This is a genomic window from Methanomassiliicoccus sp., assembly GCA_012719175.1.
Classification (GTDB): domain Archaea; phylum Thermoplasmatota; class Thermoplasmata; order Methanomassiliicoccales; family Methanomassiliicoccaceae; genus UBA6.
Genome location: JAAYAX010000006.1, coordinates 40,108 through 56,910, shown reverse-complemented (window position 1 = coordinate 56,910; position 16,803 = coordinate 40,108). Strand labels below are relative to the sequence as shown.

At 59.4% G+C, this 16,803-nt stretch carries 14 protein-coding genes; 9 read left to right on the top strand and 5 right to left on the bottom strand.

What is annotated here, in order from left to right; genetic code table 11:
- Positions 1 to 30: 30 nt before the first annotated feature.
- The gene (locus GXX95_05750; GenBank protein NLT37644.1) at positions 31 to 1,044 is read left to right on the top strand and encodes a phosphate uptake regulator PhoU; all 1,014 of its coding nucleotides are present in this window, start codon (positions 31 to 33) and stop codon (positions 1,042 to 1,044) included.
- A 28-nt stretch (positions 1,045 to 1,072) separates the two neighbouring features.
- On the opposite strand, the gene GXX95_05745 is transcribed toward GXX95_05750, so the two are convergent.
- From GXX95_05745 to GXX95_05730, 4 genes are all read right to left on the bottom strand, one after another.
- Positions 1,073 to 1,576 carry a 3-isopropylmalate dehydratase small subunit gene (locus tag GXX95_05745; protein ID NLT37643.1) on the bottom strand — a complete coding sequence of 168 codons (504 nt, stop codon included), beginning with the start codon at positions 1,574 to 1,576 and terminating at the stop codon, positions 1,073 to 1,075.
- 5 nt (positions 1,577 to 1,581) lie between these two features.
- On the bottom strand, positions 1,582 to 2,835 hold the full coding sequence (locus GXX95_05740; protein ID NLT37642.1) for a 3-isopropylmalate dehydratase large subunit: 1,254 nt from the start codon (positions 2,833 to 2,835) through the stop codon (positions 1,582 to 1,584).
- Positions 2,836 to 2,852: 17 nt separating this feature from the next.
- A complete protein-coding gene (nifV, locus tag GXX95_05735; GenBank protein ID NLT37641.1) occupies positions 2,853 to 4,025 on the bottom strand; it encodes a homocitrate synthase in 1,173 nt (390 codons plus the stop codon).
- Positions 4,026 to 4,360: 335 nt separating this feature from the next.
- Complete coding sequence (locus GXX95_05730) at positions 4,361 to 5,401, bottom strand: mRNA surveillance protein pelota (protein NLT37640.1); 1,041 nt, start codon at positions 5,399 to 5,401, stop codon at positions 4,361 to 4,363.
- Positions 5,402 to 5,612: 211 nt separating this feature from the next.
- On the opposite strand from GXX95_05730, the gene GXX95_05725 reads away from it, so the two are divergent.
- The 3 genes from GXX95_05725 (at position 5,613) to carB (ending at position 10,568) form a co-directional block, all read left to right on the top strand.
- The gene (locus tag GXX95_05725; protein NLT37639.1) at positions 5,613 to 6,182 is read left to right on the top strand and encodes a zinc ribbon domain-containing protein; all 570 of its coding nucleotides are present in this window, start codon (positions 5,613 to 5,615) and stop codon (positions 6,180 to 6,182) included.
- Between the two features lie 94 nt (positions 6,183 to 6,276).
- Positions 6,277 to 7,359, top strand: coding sequence for a glutamine-hydrolyzing carbamoyl-phosphate synthase small subunit (gene carA, locus GXX95_05720; protein ID NLT37638.1), 1,083 nt, complete (start codon positions 6,277 to 6,279; stop codon positions 7,357 to 7,359).
- Complete coding sequence (carB, locus tag GXX95_05715; GenBank protein ID NLT37637.1) at positions 7,356 to 10,568, top strand: carbamoyl-phosphate synthase large subunit; 3,213 nt, start codon at positions 7,356 to 7,358, stop codon at positions 10,566 to 10,568. The genes carA and carB overlap by 4 nt, the downstream gene beginning before the upstream one ends.
- Before the next feature lie 163 nt (positions 10,569 to 10,731).
- Here carB and GXX95_05710 read toward each other — a convergent pair whose 3' ends face one another.
- Entirely contained in the window at positions 10,732 to 11,232 is a 501-nt protein-coding gene (locus tag GXX95_05710) for an ACT domain-containing protein (protein ID NLT37636.1), read from the bottom strand.
- 161 nt (positions 11,233 to 11,393) lie between these two features.
- Between GXX95_05710 and GXX95_05705 the strand changes: the two genes are divergently transcribed.
- The 5 genes from GXX95_05705 to aroA are packed head-to-tail and all read left to right on the top strand — an operon-like array spanning position 11,394 to position 16,791.
- Complete coding sequence (locus GXX95_05705) at positions 11,394 to 12,188, top strand: class I fructose-bisphosphate aldolase family protein (GenBank protein ID NLT37635.1); 795 nt, start codon at positions 11,394 to 11,396, stop codon at positions 12,186 to 12,188.
- Between the two features lie 4 nt (positions 12,189 to 12,192).
- Positions 12,193 to 13,221: a 3-dehydroquinate synthase gene (locus GXX95_05700; protein NLT37634.1), complete on the top strand. Its 1,029-nt coding sequence runs from the start codon at positions 12,193 to 12,195 to the stop codon at positions 13,219 to 13,221.
- On the top strand, positions 13,221 to 14,675 hold the full coding sequence (aroE, locus tag GXX95_05695) for a shikimate dehydrogenase (GenBank protein ID NLT37633.1): 1,455 nt from the start codon (positions 13,221 to 13,223) through the stop codon (positions 14,673 to 14,675). Before GXX95_05700 ends, aroE begins: the two co-directional genes overlap by 1 nt.
- 2 nt (positions 14,676 to 14,677) lie before the next feature.
- A complete protein-coding gene (locus GXX95_05690; protein ID NLT37632.1) occupies positions 14,678 to 15,529 on the top strand; it encodes a shikimate kinase in 852 nt (283 codons plus the stop codon).
- The gene (gene aroA / locus GXX95_05685; GenBank protein ID NLT37631.1) at positions 15,526 to 16,791 is read left to right on the top strand and encodes a 3-phosphoshikimate 1-carboxyvinyltransferase; all 1,266 of its coding nucleotides are present in this window, start codon (positions 15,526 to 15,528) and stop codon (positions 16,789 to 16,791) included. The genes GXX95_05690 and aroA overlap by 4 nt, the downstream gene beginning before the upstream one ends.
- Positions 16,792 to 16,803 lie beyond the last annotated feature (12 nt).

Below are 16,803 nucleotides of genomic sequence, written 5' to 3'. Positions count from 1 at the left end.
TATATACAAAGATTATTTGGGAGAAATAGTATGGTCGCCAAGCGAATGGAGTCCAGAAAAGTGCAGAAGACCGGTTTATCCACGTTGACCGTGTCCCTGCCGAAGGAATGGGTCTCTACGATTAACCTGAAGCCCGGGGACCAGGTGGACCTGGAGATAATGCCCGATGGCTCCCTTCGTGTAGGTCCCAAGGAGCACAAGAAGAGAGAACCGCTTAGAAAGCTGATACAGTTAGAAAGCGATGACTCCACCGATCACCTGGTGAGGAAGCTCATAGGCGTTTACCTCGCAGGATTCACCATCATTGAGGTTCGCTCCAAGGAGCGCATGGACCTGGAGATAAAGAGGGCGGCCAGGGACTTCGCCCGTATGGTCATAGGGCCAGAGGTGATAGAGGAAACTGCCAACTCCATCGTCCTTCACGACCTCTCCGACCCCGTGGAACTGCCACAGAGGAAGTGCGTTCGCAGGATGCACCTAATCGTTGATACCATGCACCGTGACGCCATGATCGCCTATACCCAGGGGGACCGTGAGCTGGCCAACGATGTGATCGAGCGCGATCAGGACGTCGACAGGCTGTATTGGATGACATATAAACAGTATAATCTGATCCAGAAGGACCGCAGCCTCGCAGAGAGAGTGGGAGTGGACATCCATGAGAGCATGAGCCTCATGATGTTGGCCCGCCTCATCGAGAGAATAGGGGACCATGCTGAGAAGATAGCAAAGCATGCTCTGAACCTCAGTAAGAAGGGCGCATCCACGGAAATGGGCGCCATCGAGAAGATAAGCCAGGAGGCGTTAGTTATGCTCACCAAGGCCATGGAGTCCTACTTCCTCCGGGACATCGGCAGCGCCAACGATATTATCGACAGAGGCGATAACCTGGCCCATAAGGCCGAGGACCTTATACCTGAGCTGCAGTCCTACAATGGCAAAGGGGCGGTTTCCAACTCCTCGGTCCTGGACAGTGTCATCAGGACCATAATGTATGCGACCGACATCGCCGAGCTGGCGATCAACGAATCGATGCGCTCGTAGCAAAAATAAAGATTCAGGAAAGGGGTTTTCATTCGCTCTCGTCGAGCGCGAAGCCATTGTGCTTCTTGAGGTGCTCCGCCAGCCCGCCGTCCGAGAGGATCTTCATCATCACCGGGGGCAGGGGGCTGGCCTGGAGCGTCATGTTCTTGGAGACGTTCACCACAACTCCCTGCGCGATATCTATCTCCAAAACGTCACCCTCCTCGATCTGGGAGGTGTCCACCTCCACTACGGGCAGGCCGACATTGATGCAGTTGCGGTAGAAGATGCGCGCGAAGGACTTGGCAACGACCGCTCCGATGCCCGCGGCCTTCAGGACCAGCGGTGCCTGCTCCCTTGACGAGCCAGCTCCGAGGTTCTCGCCGGCGACCACAAAGTCGCCCTGCTCGATCTCGTTGTAGAAACCGGGGCGGATGTCCTCCATCACGTGCTTGGACAGCTCCTTCATGTCCAGGGTCTTGAACTTGTACTTACCGGAGATGACGTAGTCGGTGTTGAGGTTGTCCCCGAATGTATGGGCCCTTCCATTCATCGTGCTCATTTCTGCACCTCCCTGATGTCTGCGATGTGTCCGAGCATGGCCGAGTAAGCGGCGGTGGCGGGGCTGCTGAGGTAGATCTCCGCCTTGGTGTTGCCCATGCGGCCCTTGAAGTTGCGGTTGGCGGTGGAGAGAACGGTCTCCGCGTCCGAGGGCACGCCGTTGCACGTACCCACGCAAGGTCCGCAGGAGGGGGCGATAACGGTGGCGCCGGCCCTCACGAGCCTGTCGATGTAGCCCTCCCTCATGGCGTCCAGAAGCACGTTCCGGGACGCCGGGGCGACGATGAGGCGTACCCCCCGGGCGACCTTCTTTCCGGCCAGGATCTCGGATGCTATCCTGAGGTCCTCCAGCCGGCCGTTGGTGCAGGTCCCGATGTATACCTGGTCCAGCTCCGTTCCAGTCACCTGGGAGACGTCCACGACATTGTCCACCTCATGGGGCTTGGCCACCTGAGGCGGCAGGTCAGAGAGGTCCTCGCGGATCACGCGCTCGTAAATGGCCGAACCAGAGGCCTCCACACCTTTGAAGGGGGCGTTGGTCCTCTGACGGACGTACTCGCGTACACGGCCGTCGCAGGGCATGAGGCCGACCTTGGCCCCGACCTCCACGACCATGTTGGAGATGGTCATCCGGGCATCCACGGACAGGGAGTCGATGACCGTCCCGTAGATCTCCAGGGCCTTGTAGGTGGCTCCCCGAGAGGTGAGGGTCTTGCACATATGCAGGATGACATCCTTGGAGTGGGTACCCTCAGGCAAGATGCCGTCATAGACGAACTTGATGGTGCTGGGCACCCGGAACCACGTCTTGCCGGTGACCAGAGCGGCCGCCAGGTCGGTGGAGCCTACTCCGGTGGCGAACACGTTCAACGCGCCATAGGTGCAGGTGTGGGAGTCGCCGCCGATGACCACGTTGCCGGGGAGCACGTGCCCCTTCTCGGGGAGGAGCTGATGGCATACCCCTTCCCCCACATCATAGATGATGGAACCCTGGTCGTTGGCGAAATCCCTCATCTCCTTATGGATGTTGGACACCGACTCCATGGGCGAGGGGGAGTTATGATCGATGACGATGGCGTACTTCTTGGGGTTGGCGACGGCCTTGGCGGCCATCTGCTTGAACGCCTTGATGGTCAATCCTGTGGTCCCGTCCTGGGACATCATGAAATCGACCGGCACTATGCATATGTCTCCGGCGCGTACCTCCTTACCGGCATGCGCGGATAGGATCTTCTCGGAAATGGTTCCCATATTATCTCACCTTTTTTTCATTGGCCGGGGTTCGTCCCCTCCTTGTAATCTTGATATATGTACAGCAGTTCGTTCTCGGACAGGGAGCGCTTCAGGGAGACCGACGTAGCACGCACCACCTCTAGTATGGCTGCGGCGGAGTTGTCATCCAGCTCGATGCCCCTGGTCTCCAGGATCTGCTTTATGGTGCTCCTTCCGGAGTGCTTGCCCACTATGATCTTACGGGTCATGCCCACCTCCTCCGGGGAGTACGGCTCGTAGTTGGACAGGTACTTCATGACCCCATCGGTATGAATGCCCGCCTCGTGGGCGAAGCAGTTCTGTCCCACGATGGGCTTCCATGCGGGGATCTCCCTGCTGGATGCCCGGGCAACGTACTCGGATATCTCCCGGAGACGTTTGGTATCGATACCAGTATCGATTCCCAGGAGGTGCTTTGAGGCCATAACGACCTCCTCCAGGGGAGAGTTGCCGGTCCTCTCTCCGATGCCCATGACAGTGGTGCTCAGGAAAGTAGCGCCGGCCTGCACACCGGAGATGGCATTGGCTGTGGCCATCCCGAAATCGTTGTGGGTGTGCATCTCAATAGGGATGTTGACCTTTTCCATGATGTTCAGGATAGCGTCGTAGGTCACCGACGGAGTAAGGATGCCCAAGGTATCACAGTAGCGGACCCTGTCAGCACCCGCTTCCTTGGCAGTGCGGGCGAACTCCAGCATGAACTCCGGATCGGCGCGGGAGGCGTCCTCGGCATTTACAGATATGTACATGCCGTGAGCGGCAGCGTACTCCACCGACTCCACTATCCTCTCCAGGACCCATTCCCGGCTCTTCATCAGCTTATGCTCGATATGGATGTCAGATGAGGACATGGATATGGCCACGGAGTCCACGTCACAGTCGATGCTATTGGAGATATCCTCCTTGGAGGCCCGGTTCCATCCCAGGATGGAGGCGTCAAGTCCCAGATGGGCTATGCGCTTGATGGCGGCCTTCTCATCGCCGCCCATCGCCGGTATGCCTGCCTCGATCTGCTGGACCCCGATCTCGTCCAGCAGCTTGGCTATGCGCACCTTCTCCAGGTTGGCGAATACGATGCCTGCCGCTTGCTCTCCATCCCTGAGGGTGGTGTCGCAGACCTTCAGCTTTCTCTTCGCCAACTTCGCGAGGACATTTCCTTTGTCCCTCATTTTTTCGTCTCCCATATCATTGCTCCAGCCCCGCACGCACAAGTACCAGCGGATACAGCAGGATCCTCGCTGCGAGCCCTACATAAGTATGTGTCAAGAGCGTTCGCCCACAGGTCAGGCAGATGGCCCGCTTCTCCCTTGTGAAACAACCGCATCCGAACATCAGCGTCCATTCTGTTCTACCCGTAATATAAAGGGTTAGGGCCTGGTATTCTCGTTATCATAGGTTTTGTACTTAAATTGTTTTGTATACTTTACACCGAAATCGTAGCCATGCTGCCCTCTTGATTAAGATATGAATCATTGAATGTACTTTGTGAATTACGGCGTTTTGGTTAGGAAGGTAGGCGGAAGCGCAGGAGGGCGGCGATGCCTCCGATGGACTCAAGCTTCTGTCCTGCCTCGAACCTTTCGCTGACGACGATGACCTTTCCCCGGGAGGCCTCCACTTGGGACATCAGGGGCCCTGACCTGTTCTGGCGGACGATGCTGTCTAGTATGAGCAACGTCTCCACCGCGCCCATCAACACGGCCCTCTCCACTTCGGCAGGGCCATAGGCCACCGGCCCATCCTTGGCGATCTCGGTGAGCACGTCCTCCACCACCTTGGTCTCCATGGCGGCACGGGAGCCTTGCACCACCTCTGTTCCCAGGCCCGCTTTCATGAGCTCGTGGACGCCGGGCATGCCTGCCTGCCCGGTATGGTAGACATGAGCGCCCCTGAATATGTCCGGTTCCCGCTCCTTCCCTAGTGTCACGAGGGCCTCCTTGGCGAACCCGGGGCCCAGTATCACGAGGGGCACCCCCGGTTGAGCGGCCTGCTTGACCTTCTCCACGATGTCCTCGTAATAGTTGCGGTCCTCCTTCTGTTCGTACATCTTGCCTGATGAGGGGGCGTAGATCCGTGCCACCTCTTGTATCCCGAACTGACGCGCTATGGCTATCACAGCCTCGTCGTTCTCCAGGGACACGAACAGTATCCTCGGCTTCCTGGAGTCCTCCACCGCCCTCTTGACCCTCTCCAGGATAGATGGTGACCAATCGGTCTTGCGCACCGTCAGGACGTCACCCTCAGCAAGGTTCAGGGTATGGTATGAACCTACGTCCTGGGGCCCCTCCACGATCACGCCGTGCACCCTCAGGCGGCTCTCCGATTCATGGAAATCCACGTTCTCGGTGCGTATGCCCAGGACCATTCGCTTTTTCTCTCCTCGCTCCGCGCGGAGCTTATCGGTCTTGGACTCGTCCCTACGGTAGGTGACGGAAATGACGATGTCCCCTGGCAGGATGATATTGTACAGATGCCAAAGGTCGTCGAGGGTCTCCACCTGGAACTTGATCTCCCCCGCCTGGCGGTCTTGATGGAGGACGCGCATCGGGAGATGCGATGATTTGAAGTTATTTTATGATATCCCTCAGGCCGGTGCCCATCTGGTGCTGGATATCGGAATAATGTCCCAACCTGATGCTACATTTCCCTGAGGCACCGCTCAAGGCAGGGTTATCTGCTCTGATGTCTACGTTCCAGAATCACGATGATATCGACAAATAATTGATCCCGCGGTAGACCTAGTGGGGAAGTAGATAATGATCTGCGGTCGGTGCAACAACGAAAATCCCGAGGACAATCTTTACTGTGGACGGTGTGGGAACACCTTGATCACCGGAAACGTGAACGGTTCGCTAATGCGGACGAGATTGGGCATCACGCTATTGATCTTGGGCTCTGGACTGTTGGTGTTATCTTTTCTTTTCTCCATCGCGTTCACTTACATGTTCAGTATCAGCAACATGGACTGGGACCTGTCGCCTGTGTACCCAGTGATGTTCCTCCTAAACATGTTCGGGCTCCTTGGAACGGTTCTCGTAATCCTGGGGACGACCACCTACCTGCGAGGGGGCAGGTTCGACGGAGATGGGAGGGGCATGGCCACCATCCTGCTGATGGGTGGCGCTGTGATCTGCATCATAGGGGTGATCATGGAGATCGCAATGAGTGTCTCTTATCTGTTCCAGGCCATGAGCATCGTCGACTCTCAGATAACGGCCATTGGTTCAGTGATCACGGAGCTTGGCATCGCACTGTTCCTCATCGGCCTCATCCTGTGGTTGTTGCGATCGAGGCAGGGCTTCGGTTCGGGATCGGGTGTGTCGTGATGAGCCTATGTCCTGAATTGGACAATGAAGGAGAGATCTGTCCGGCCATAGATGCCAAACCTTAAGTATAACACACCATTTCTGCAAAATCTCGATGGTAAATCAGTGCCACCTCATCCTCGAAAACGGGACCATAGCTGAGGGCACTGGCTTTGGTTTTGAGAGAACGGTGTACGGAGAGGTCGTCTTCAACACCGGCATGTGCGGCTACCAGGAAAGCCTCACAGACCCCTCCTACAAAGGCCAGATTCTTATCATGTCCCACCCCATAATAGGCAATTACGGAGTGAATGACAGGTTCTCGGAGTCCTCGGAGGTGCAGGTCCGGGGGTATGTGGTGAGGGAGGCGTGCGATCACCCCTCGATGACATACGGCAACGGAAGCCTGGACGATCTCCTGAAAAGGGACAGGGTGCCGGGCATCTCAGGACTGGACACGAGGTCTCTGATCATCGGAATACGGGAGAAGGGCGTCCTGAAAGGAGCCATCGCCTTCGAAGAGGACCCCGAGGAGGTCCTCGAAAAGGTGCGGCAGATGCCATATCCCTCAGAGTCGAACTTGGTGGCCGAGGCCAGCGTGAAGAAGGTCATCAAGTACGATAGGGTGGGCTCCAAGAGAGTGGGGCTCATCGATTGCGGGGTGAAGAACAATATCATCAGGGAGCTGAGGAAGAGGTTCGAGGTCGTCCAGGTGCCATATGACACCCCGGCCTCCGCGCTGCGGGACCTGGAGATAGACGGCCTGTTCCTCTCCAACGGTCCTGGGGACCCCGCCCATCCCGAGCTGCAGACGACGGTCGTGAAGACCATAAGGGACCTCAAGGAGGAGCTGCCCATCATGGGCATCTGCATGGGCAACCAGCTTCTGGCCCGGGCCTTCGGGGGGAGCACGTACAAGATGAAGTTCGGCCACAGGGGAGTGAACCAGCCAGTGAAGCATAATGGCCGCATCTACATCACCTCACAGAACCATGGCTACGTGGTGGACCCCGAGACCATCGACGGGTCCGGTCTGATCGTGGACCATGTGAACGTGAACGACGGAAGCGTGGATGGGATGAGGCATGAGGAGCTGCCCATCTTCGCGGTGCAGTACCACCCTGAGGCGTCGGCCGGTCCCCACGACACTACCTTCCTTTTCGATGAGTTCAAGAAGATCCTGGAGGAAAGGCGATGAAGCGAACAGACCTGAAGAAGATCATGGTCATCGGCTCTGGCCCCATAGTCATCGGACAGGCCGCCGAGTTCGACTTCTCCGGGTCCCAAGCATGCCGCTCGTTGCGGGAGGAAGGGTACACCACTGTGCTCGTCAACTCCAACCCCGCCACCATCCAGACGGACGTGGAGACGGCCGACGTGGTGTACATTGAACCGCTCAACGCGGAGACCGTCGCCCGCATTGCCGAGAAGGAGAATGTGGACGGCATACTCTCAGGCATGGGTGGTCAGACCGCCCTCAATATATGCTCTGAGCTAGCGGAGAACGGTACCCTGGACCGCCTGGGCATACAGCTGCTGGGGACGCAGCCCCATGCCATCGCCCTGTCCGAGGACCGGGAGCTCTTCCGGGAGATGATGCTCAAGATAGGAGAGCCCATCCCCAAGAGCAAGACGGTCCACAGTGTCGAGGAGGCCCTGGTCGCGGCCAAGGAGCTGGGACGCTACCCGGTCCTCATCCGTCCTGCTTACACCCTGGGGGGAACGGGAGGGGGGATCGCCTACAGCGAGGAGGAGCTCATCAACATCACTGGGCGCGGCCTCATATACTCCAGGATCCACCAGGTCCTCATAGAGGAATCGGTCCTGGGCTGGAAGGAGTTCGAGTACGAGGTAATGAGGGATGCCAAGGACAATTGCGTCATCATCTGCAACATGGAGAACCTGGACCCCATGGGCATCCACACCGGGGAGTCCATAGTCATCGCTCCTGCACAGACGCTCAGCGATGTGGACCATCAGCGGCTGCGGAACGCCACCATCAAGACCATCCGGGCCCTTCAGATAGAGGGCGGGTGCAACATCCAATTCGCCCTGGACCCCGATACCAAGGAGTACCGGGTCATCGAGGTGAACCCCAGAGTGTCCCGGTCATCGGCCCTGGCCTCCAAGGCCACGGGATATCCGATAGCGAGGGTGGCCGCCAAGATCGCTGTCGGCTATGACCTTGACGAGATACCCAACAGGATAACTGGTAAGACCTACGCGGCCTTCGAGCCGACCCTGGACTATGTGGTCCTGAAGATACCGAGGTGGCCCTTCGACAAGTTCCGCACCGTGGACCGGACCCTGGGCACCCAGATGAAGAGCACCGGGGAGGTCATGGCCATAGGGCGGACAATTGAGGAAGGGCTCCTGAAGGCCGTCCGGTCCCTGGAGATCGACCAGGAGTACCTGGAGCCCGGCAATTGGACCGACGAAGTGATGGTCAGAGAGCTGAACACCGCCACAGACCAGAGGCTGTTCGTCATCGCCGAGGCATTGAGGCGAGGCATGAGCGTCCAGCGGATCTCAGAGATCACGAAATGGGATGCGTTCTTCGTGCAGAAGGTCCAGAACATCCTGGACATGGAGGCCGATTTGAAGGGAGGAAGTGAACCCTCGGCAGCCGTTCTGAGGAAGGCCAAGCGTCTGGGGTTCTCCGATGAAGCCATAGCCAAGCTTGCCGGCCTCGATGCGGAGAGGGTCAGGGAGCTGCGGAAGGAAGTAAAGCTAATACCCACGTACAAGATGGTGGACACCTGTGCGGCGGAGTTCAAGGCGGAGACCCCTTATTTCTACTCTACCTATGAGACGGAGAACGAGGCCCGCCCGTCCGCCAATAAGAAGGTCATCATCGTCGGCGGAGGACCTATACGCATCGGCCAGGGGATCGAGTTCGACTACGCCTGCGTGCACGGGGTCATGGCCCTGCAGGAGGAGAACGTTGATGCCATCATCATCAACAACAACCCGGAGACGGTGTCCACCGACTATGACATATCGGACCGCCTGTACTTCGAGCCGCTGACCTTGGAGGACGTCCTGAACATCATCGAGAACGAGGATGCCGATGGCGTGATCCTCCAGTTCGGAGGTCAGACCGCGATCAACCTGGCCATGCCCCTGCTGAAGGCCCTCAGGGGAAAGAAGACCAGGGTCCTGGGTACATCCCCGGAGGATGTGGATGTGGCCGAGGACCGGAAACTGTTCTCGGCGCTGATGGACAGGCTAGGCATTTTGCAGCCGCGCTCCGGTACGGGCTACTCCTTCGACGAGGTCAAGGTCATCGCCGAGCAGATAGGATATCCGGTGCTGGTGCGCCCTTCGTACGTCATCGGAGGACGGGCCATGGAGATAGTCTACAGCGAGGATGAGCTGCGGACCTACGTGGCCACGGCGGTGAAGGTGTCCAAGAAGCACCCCATCCTCGTGGACAAGTACCTCTCCCATGCCATCGAGATAGATGTGGACATAGTCGCCGACGGAACGGACGTGTTCATCGGAGGGATACTGGAGCACGTAGAGGAGGCCGGGGTGCACTCCGGAGATGCCACCATGACCATGCCCCCCCAGACCCTGTCCCCGGAGATCATGGCGGAGATCATCAGCATCTCCGATAAGGTCGCAAGAGGCCTCAACGTCCGGGGACTTCTCAATCTTCAACTGGCCGTGAAAGAGGGGGAGGTATATATGATCGAGGCCAACCCTCGGGCCTCCAGGACCGTTCCCTTCGTGTCCAAGGCCATTGGGCGCCCCCTAGCCAAGATAGCCACCAAGGTCATGCTGGGCCGGACCCTGAAGGAGCTGGGTTGCGTGGGCGTCCCCCAGTTCAACCATGTCGCGGTGAAGGCGTCGGTATTCCCCTTCCTTAAGTTGCCAGGCGTGGACTCCATCCTCGGACCGGAGATGAGGTCCACTGGCGAGGTCATGGGCATCGATCGCAATTTCGACGCTGCCTGCTACAAGGCCCTCATCTCCGCGGGGCTCAAGCTCCCAGCGTCAGGCGGTGTGTACATCACCGTCAACGACGAGGACAAACCAAAAATATTGAGCATCGCCAGGGAGCTGCAGGAAATGGGCTTCCGCATATTCGCCACCAAGGGCACCTCGACCTACTTGCGTGAACAGAGGTTGCATACCACCACCGTGTACACCATCTCTCAGAACATGGACCCGGATGCCCTGGGTCTGATGCGCAACGGTGACATCAATCTCATCATCAACACTCCTAGCGAGGCCTCGGGTGCGCGCCGGGACGGCTTTATGATGAGGCGTCTGGCAGTGGAGCTGGAGATCCCCTTCTTGACAACGGTGCAGGCCGCCCACGCCGCCGTGGCGGCCATGAAGCGCTCCCGCCTTGGTCCGCTGGACGTCGTCGATATCGGCTCCTATCAGAAGAGCTGTTAAGGGTGCGATTGGATTCGGCTATCAAGGCAGGACCGGCATCCGGGAAGTAGAGCACCCGGTCGGTATGCTCGAACCTTCCCGGGGCGGCCAGGAGGTCCTGCCACAGAAGAGGTACCAATGGTCTTTGTAAAAAGGCCCATGCTGCTCGGGCCAAAGCTCACATCTAGTGAATGATGAGGCTCTTTACGCCCCGGCATATCTTGATACGTGGTATCAGCTCCGGCGGCACCTCGCTGCCAGTTATCACATAGAGCCTCGGTTCGTCCGTCAGCTCGGGGTCATCGACCATGGCCTGCCTCACGCTTATTCCCGCCTCTGCAATTACCCCGGTCACATCAGCGATAATGCCTGGTACGTGAGCATCCGTAGGGATGACCTCTATACAGCTCCATCCCATCAGAGGCGCGACCTCCTTGAGCATGGCGGTGGGGAGAAGAGCCGTGAAGACCCTCTTCAGTTCCTCCGTCGACTCTATGGTCTCCACGGCAGCCCTGACGATCCTCCTGTCCACGTTGATGGCCCGGGCCACCGCCACATCCCCTATCTCCACCTCCCCGGAATAGATACGTCCTTCCTTGACCCTCAGACCATTTGTCATCAGAAGTCTGGCAACCTTACCTTGTGAAGGATATCGTCCGAAGTACTTGGAGAGGGAATACCACATGGCCGGAACATCGTCGCTGGCGATAAAAGAGTTTGCTGAACATACATCATTTCCTACGGCCCCATTTCCCAAATGGCGTGGCATTATCATGAGGTCATGATTTTTAAATAGCTCAGAAAATGGTTTATACATGCTAGATATTGTCTAGCAAGCGAGGCATAATAATGTCAGGCAAGAGCATCCGCATGGAGCGGATCATAGATCGGAACTCTGGACGGGCCGTAGTGGTGCCCGTGGACCATGGCATCACCATGGGTCCGATCCAAGGGCTAGTGGACATGAAGGCCACCATCGACAGGGTGTCCCAGGGAGGGGCCACCGCTGTTGTCATGCACAAAGGGGTGGTACCTTATGGTCACCGGTCCTTCGGCCGGGACATAGGCCTCATAGTTCACCTTTCAGCGAGCACTTCCCTGTCTCCGGACCCCAACTCCAAGGTGATCGTCACGACGGTGGAGGAGGCCATCAAGATGGGAGCGGACGCCGTATCCATTCACGTCAACATCGGCGCCAGCACCGAACCTGAGATGCTGCATGACTTCGGCCAGGTGGCCAGGGAGTGCAATGAGTGGGGGATGCCCCTCATGGTGATGCTCTACCCCCGGGGCAAGGACATCAAGGACAACTTCGACGTGGACCTTCTGAAGCAGTGCGCCCGGGCGGGAATGGAGCTGGGGGCGGACATCGTCAAGACGTCCTACACGGGCGAGATCGACACCTTCCGGGAAGTGGTGAAGGGTGCTATCATCCCTGTTCTCATCGCGGGGGGACCGAAGATGGACTCCGACCGGGACCTTCTGCAGATGGTCAAGGACTCCGTCGAGGCGGGGGGCTCGGGCGTGAGCATCGGCAGGAACATATTCCAACACCGCAATGTGACGGGCATAACCAGGGCTGTCGCCGAGGTGGTATTGCACGATGCCTCTGTGGACGAGGCTCTGAAGCTACTAGAGTGATAGCATGGAGAAGCTCATTTGGGTACGGGCCGACGGCCCCGCGGACTACGAGGAGCGCAAGAAGTTGGTCTCATCGGCCCTGGAGGAGGGCATGGTCCACATCCTCCTGAGAGAGGGTGACCAGTCTCTCCAACGCCTAGGGAGGTTCGAGGCCATGATCATCAGTGGTCCCGACGTCCTTTCCGGCGAGGAGCGCATCGGCACCATTGTGGAGATATCGACGCCTGAGGACCTGCAGCGAGCGTACTCCCTGCGGGACCAGGTGAGATACTTGCTGATCTCCGCCCGCGACTGGAAGGTCATCCCCTTGGAGAACCTCATTGCGGAGTTCCAGGGCTCGCACACCCGGATACTGGTGGTGGCGACCGATCCACTGGAGGCCAAGCTCTACCTGGAGACCATGGAGAAAGGGGCTGACGGGGTGGTCATTGAGGTCGACGACCCTGGCTCTTTGTCCTCCTTCGCCGGCCTGGCCGACCAGGGGAAGGCGAGCGTTGAGCTGGTCCCTGCCACTGTCACCGCCATCCGGCCGCTTACACTGGGGGATAGGGTGTGTGTGGACACTTGCTCCCTGTTGAGGATAGGGGAGGGCATGCTGGTGGGGTCACAGTCCTCTTGCCTCTTCCTGATCGGGTCGGAGAGCGCGGAGAGCGAGTACGTGGCCGCCCGTCCGTTCCGGGTCAATGCCGGTGCGGTCCACTCCTACATCATGATGGCCAATGGGAGGACGAAGTATCTCTCCGAGGTCCGGGGAGGGGATGAGGTCCTGGCCGTGGACGACAAGGGGGAGACGAGAAAGGTGGTCGTGGGACGATCGAAGGTCGAACGACGGCCCCTTCTCTTGGTCGAGGTAGAGGAAAATGGAAAAAGGTATAGCACCATCCTCCAAAATGCGGAGACTATACGGCTGTGCGCTCCCGAGGAGCCAATCTCCGTTTCCGACCTCAGGGTCGGGCAGAAGGTGCTGGTCAGGCTGGAGGGGGGCGGAAGGCACTTCGGCCACAGCATCAAAGAGACGATCACGGAGATCTGATGCGGGTCTGTGTTTCCCTTGTTGAGGACGGAGTTAAGGAAGCGGTGGCTGCGGGGCTTATCGCACAGGCGAAGGGAGCTGACCTGCTGGAGGTCCGCTTCGATAAGATGCCCAAGCTCCCCGAGGACCTCTCCGCCTTCCGGAAGCTAACATCACCGCGCATCGCCACCCTGCGCACCGAAGGCCAGGGAGGCAGCTCCCAGCACCGAGATGAGGAGCGGCTGAGGTTCTTCCGCAGGGCCATCCGCATAGGGTTCGAGAACGTGGACATCGAGTTCGATTCCCCCATCGTTTACCGGCTTGGCCGCGAGCTCAGGTCCGTAGGTCTGATATGCTCCTTCCATGACTTCACGGGCACCCCGTCAACGTCCCGCATCATCGATGCGCTCGTGACCGCCGCCTCCAAAGGGGACCTGGCCAAGGTGGCTTACATGGTCAACAACATCAGCGACCTGAGGCGCTTGTTGGAAGCGGCCCGGATGTTCTCGGTCACCGGCAACAAATATATCCTCCTGGGAATGGGCGAGCTGGGCGAGATCACTCGGGTCATGAGCGGGGCCTTCGGGAGCGCCTTCACCTACGCATCCCTGGAGAAGGGAAAGGAGGCCGCGCCGGGGCAGATGGACCTGGACACGCTGAAGGCCCTAGGTGACAAACCCCTGATCACAGGAATCACTGGCTCCCCGTTGGGGCATTCGCTGTCACCTGCCATTCATAATGCTGCCTTCAGTTCACTCAACATTCCTGGAAAGTACCTCCCTTTCCCCGCCACAGCCGCGGAGCTACCGGACCTCATGCACCTGGTCCGCGAGCTGGGCATCAGGGGCTTGAACGTCACCATCCCTCACAAGGAGGCTGTGATGCGGCACCTGGACGATGTAGACCCTCTGGCCAAACGTGTAGGGGCTGTGAACACCATCGTCAACAAGAACGGCAGGCTACTTGGTATCAATACCGACGTTTCCGGTCTGGAGAAGGCACTGCTGGCAGCGGGCGCCGACCCCAAGGGGAAGGGTGCGCTGGTGATAGGGGCGGGGGGAGCGGCCCGGGCCTGCGGTCTCGTACTCGAGAGGCGGGGGGCGAACATATGGTTCACGAACCGGACCGCTTCCAGGGCGCAAGAGCTGGCCAAGGTCTTCTCCGGCCGCGTCGCCAGCCACGGGGATGTCGCTCGCATGACCTTTGACATAGTGATCAACTGCACACCGCTGGGGATGCAGGGCTTCCCTAATGAGCTGCCGGTGGACCCCCATGTCTTCAGGCCGGGCCAGTGGGCGGTAGACCTGATCTACAGCCCGCCCATCACCCGTTTCCTTGAGGAGGCGAACAAGCACGGGGCCAAAACACTCTCCGGCATGGAAATGTTAATCTATCAAGCCATGGATGCTTTTGAGACCTGGACAGGGCAAAGGCCTCCCTATGAGGTAATGGCCACGGGTGCGAGGACGGGATAACCATGAAGGGCAAGGGAATGAGCCATGGCGCCGCCACCATAGTCAATGCCATCGCTGGCGGGAAAGGTGCCGCATTCGGGCTGGACCTTAGGACCGAGGCCACAGTGGAGCTAACCACGGGCAATGGCATAGTCGTCACCATGGACGGGCTTCCGAGCGAGGCCACGTCCCTGGCGGAGCGATGTGTGCAGGGCGTCCTGGAGGCCAAGGGCGGCAATAGGAGCTACCATGCGGAGGTCAGGACAACCTCGCAGATACCCGTGTCCCGGGGATTGAAGAGCAGCAGCAGCGCCGCCAACGCCATCGTCCTGGCCACCCTGGACGCGCTGGGCGAGACCATGGACCGGCTGGATGCTATACGGATAGGTACCAAGGCGGCATTGGATGCCGGCGTGTCCATCACCGGCGCCTTCGATGATGCCTGCGCCTGTGCCATGGGCGGGGTGGTGCTGACCGACAACAGGTCCGAGAGGGTCCTGTACCGTTCCCGGATGCCTGATTACATCAAGGCTGTCGTCCACGTTCCTGATGGGCAGATACGCAAGAGCGACCTGCCGAGGAAAAGGATATCGGCCGTCAGGGGCCTCGTGGACCTGGCCTTCAAGCAAGCGCAGGAAGGGGATCATTACCGGGCGCTCACCCTGAACGGGATGTGCTATTCCACCGCTCTCGGCCTGGACCAGGAGATCGCGTTGCAGGCCCTTCAGAACGGGGCCTTGGCGGCAGGCCTTACGGGAACGGGACCGGCCACGGTGATGCTCGTGGTCGAAGACAAGGTCCATGAGTTCATGGGGTCCATGAAGGAGTACCAGCTCCGAGTGGTGGACGTGTTCAACGGGGAGGGTACGGAGTGAAGCTCATCGTAAAGCCGTCCGCCCTCCAGGGGACACTGTCGTCCACCCCCTCCAAGAGCCACACCCACCGGGCACTGGTGCTCGCCGGTCTAGCTAATGGGGAGACGAGGCTGCGTCGCCCCCTCATAGGAGGCGATACCCAGGCCACCGTCAGGGGGATGGAGCAGTTCGGGGCCTCGTTCCGGGCGGAGGACGACGACCGCATCGTGCGGGGCGGACGCCTGAGGGCACCGGCCTCGGCCATCGATTGCGCCAATTCGGGAACGACCATAAGGCTGCTCGCGGGAATTGCCTCACTGCTTCCGTACAGCGTGACCCTCACCGGGGACGCCTCCTTGCAGCAGAGACCCATGAAGCCCCTGATCAGTGCCCTGACGGAGATGGGCGTTCACGCCTCCTCCCAGAACAACGGCTGCCCCCCTCTCATCATTCGTGGTCCCAACAAGGGCCGCTGGACACACATCAAGGGAGACATCAGCTCGCAGTTCATCTCCTCCCTGCTGATCTCCTCGGCCCTGAAGGAGCTGGACACGGAGATAGTGATCACCACGCCCCTGAAGTCACGGCCTTACGTGCAGATCACGCGGGACATGATGTCCCATTTTGGCGCCACCACCGCCGAGACCAAGAACGGCTATCGTGTGATGGGCGGCCAGCGTTACCGCCCCCGGGACTACACCATCCCTGGCGACTACTCCTCGGCCTCGTTCCCCCTGGTGGCGGGGGCACTGGCGGGGAAGGTCACGGTGACGGGTCTTGACCCCCAGGACCAGCAGGGGGACCGTAGCATCCTCGACGTGCTTGCGAGGTTCGGGGCATCGGTCACCCGGGGTGGGGAGAGCGTCACCGTGGGAAAGGGCGATCTCCATGGCACGGAGGTAGACCTGGGAGACTCGCCGGACGCGTTCCCTATCCTTGCCGTTCTGGCCACGCAGGCGCGGGGAGAGAGCGCGCTGACCAATGCCGAGCACCTGCGTTTCAAGGAGAGCGACCGCATCGCCACCACGGTCAGCTTCCTCAAGGCCATGGGCGCGGACATCGAGGAGCGGAAGGATGGCTGTGTCGTGAGAGGACCCACCCGCCTCAAGGGCAGGTCCATCGACCCCTCTGGAGACCACCGCATCCTCATGGCCGCTGCCGTGGCGGGGTTGGTCGCCGAGGGCACTACCACCATCTCCCACGGGGATAGTTACGCCATCTCCTACCCCCGGTTCCCCGAGGACCTGAGAGCGTTGGGGGCCAATGTAGAGGTGGTCAACTGAACACCATCGGCA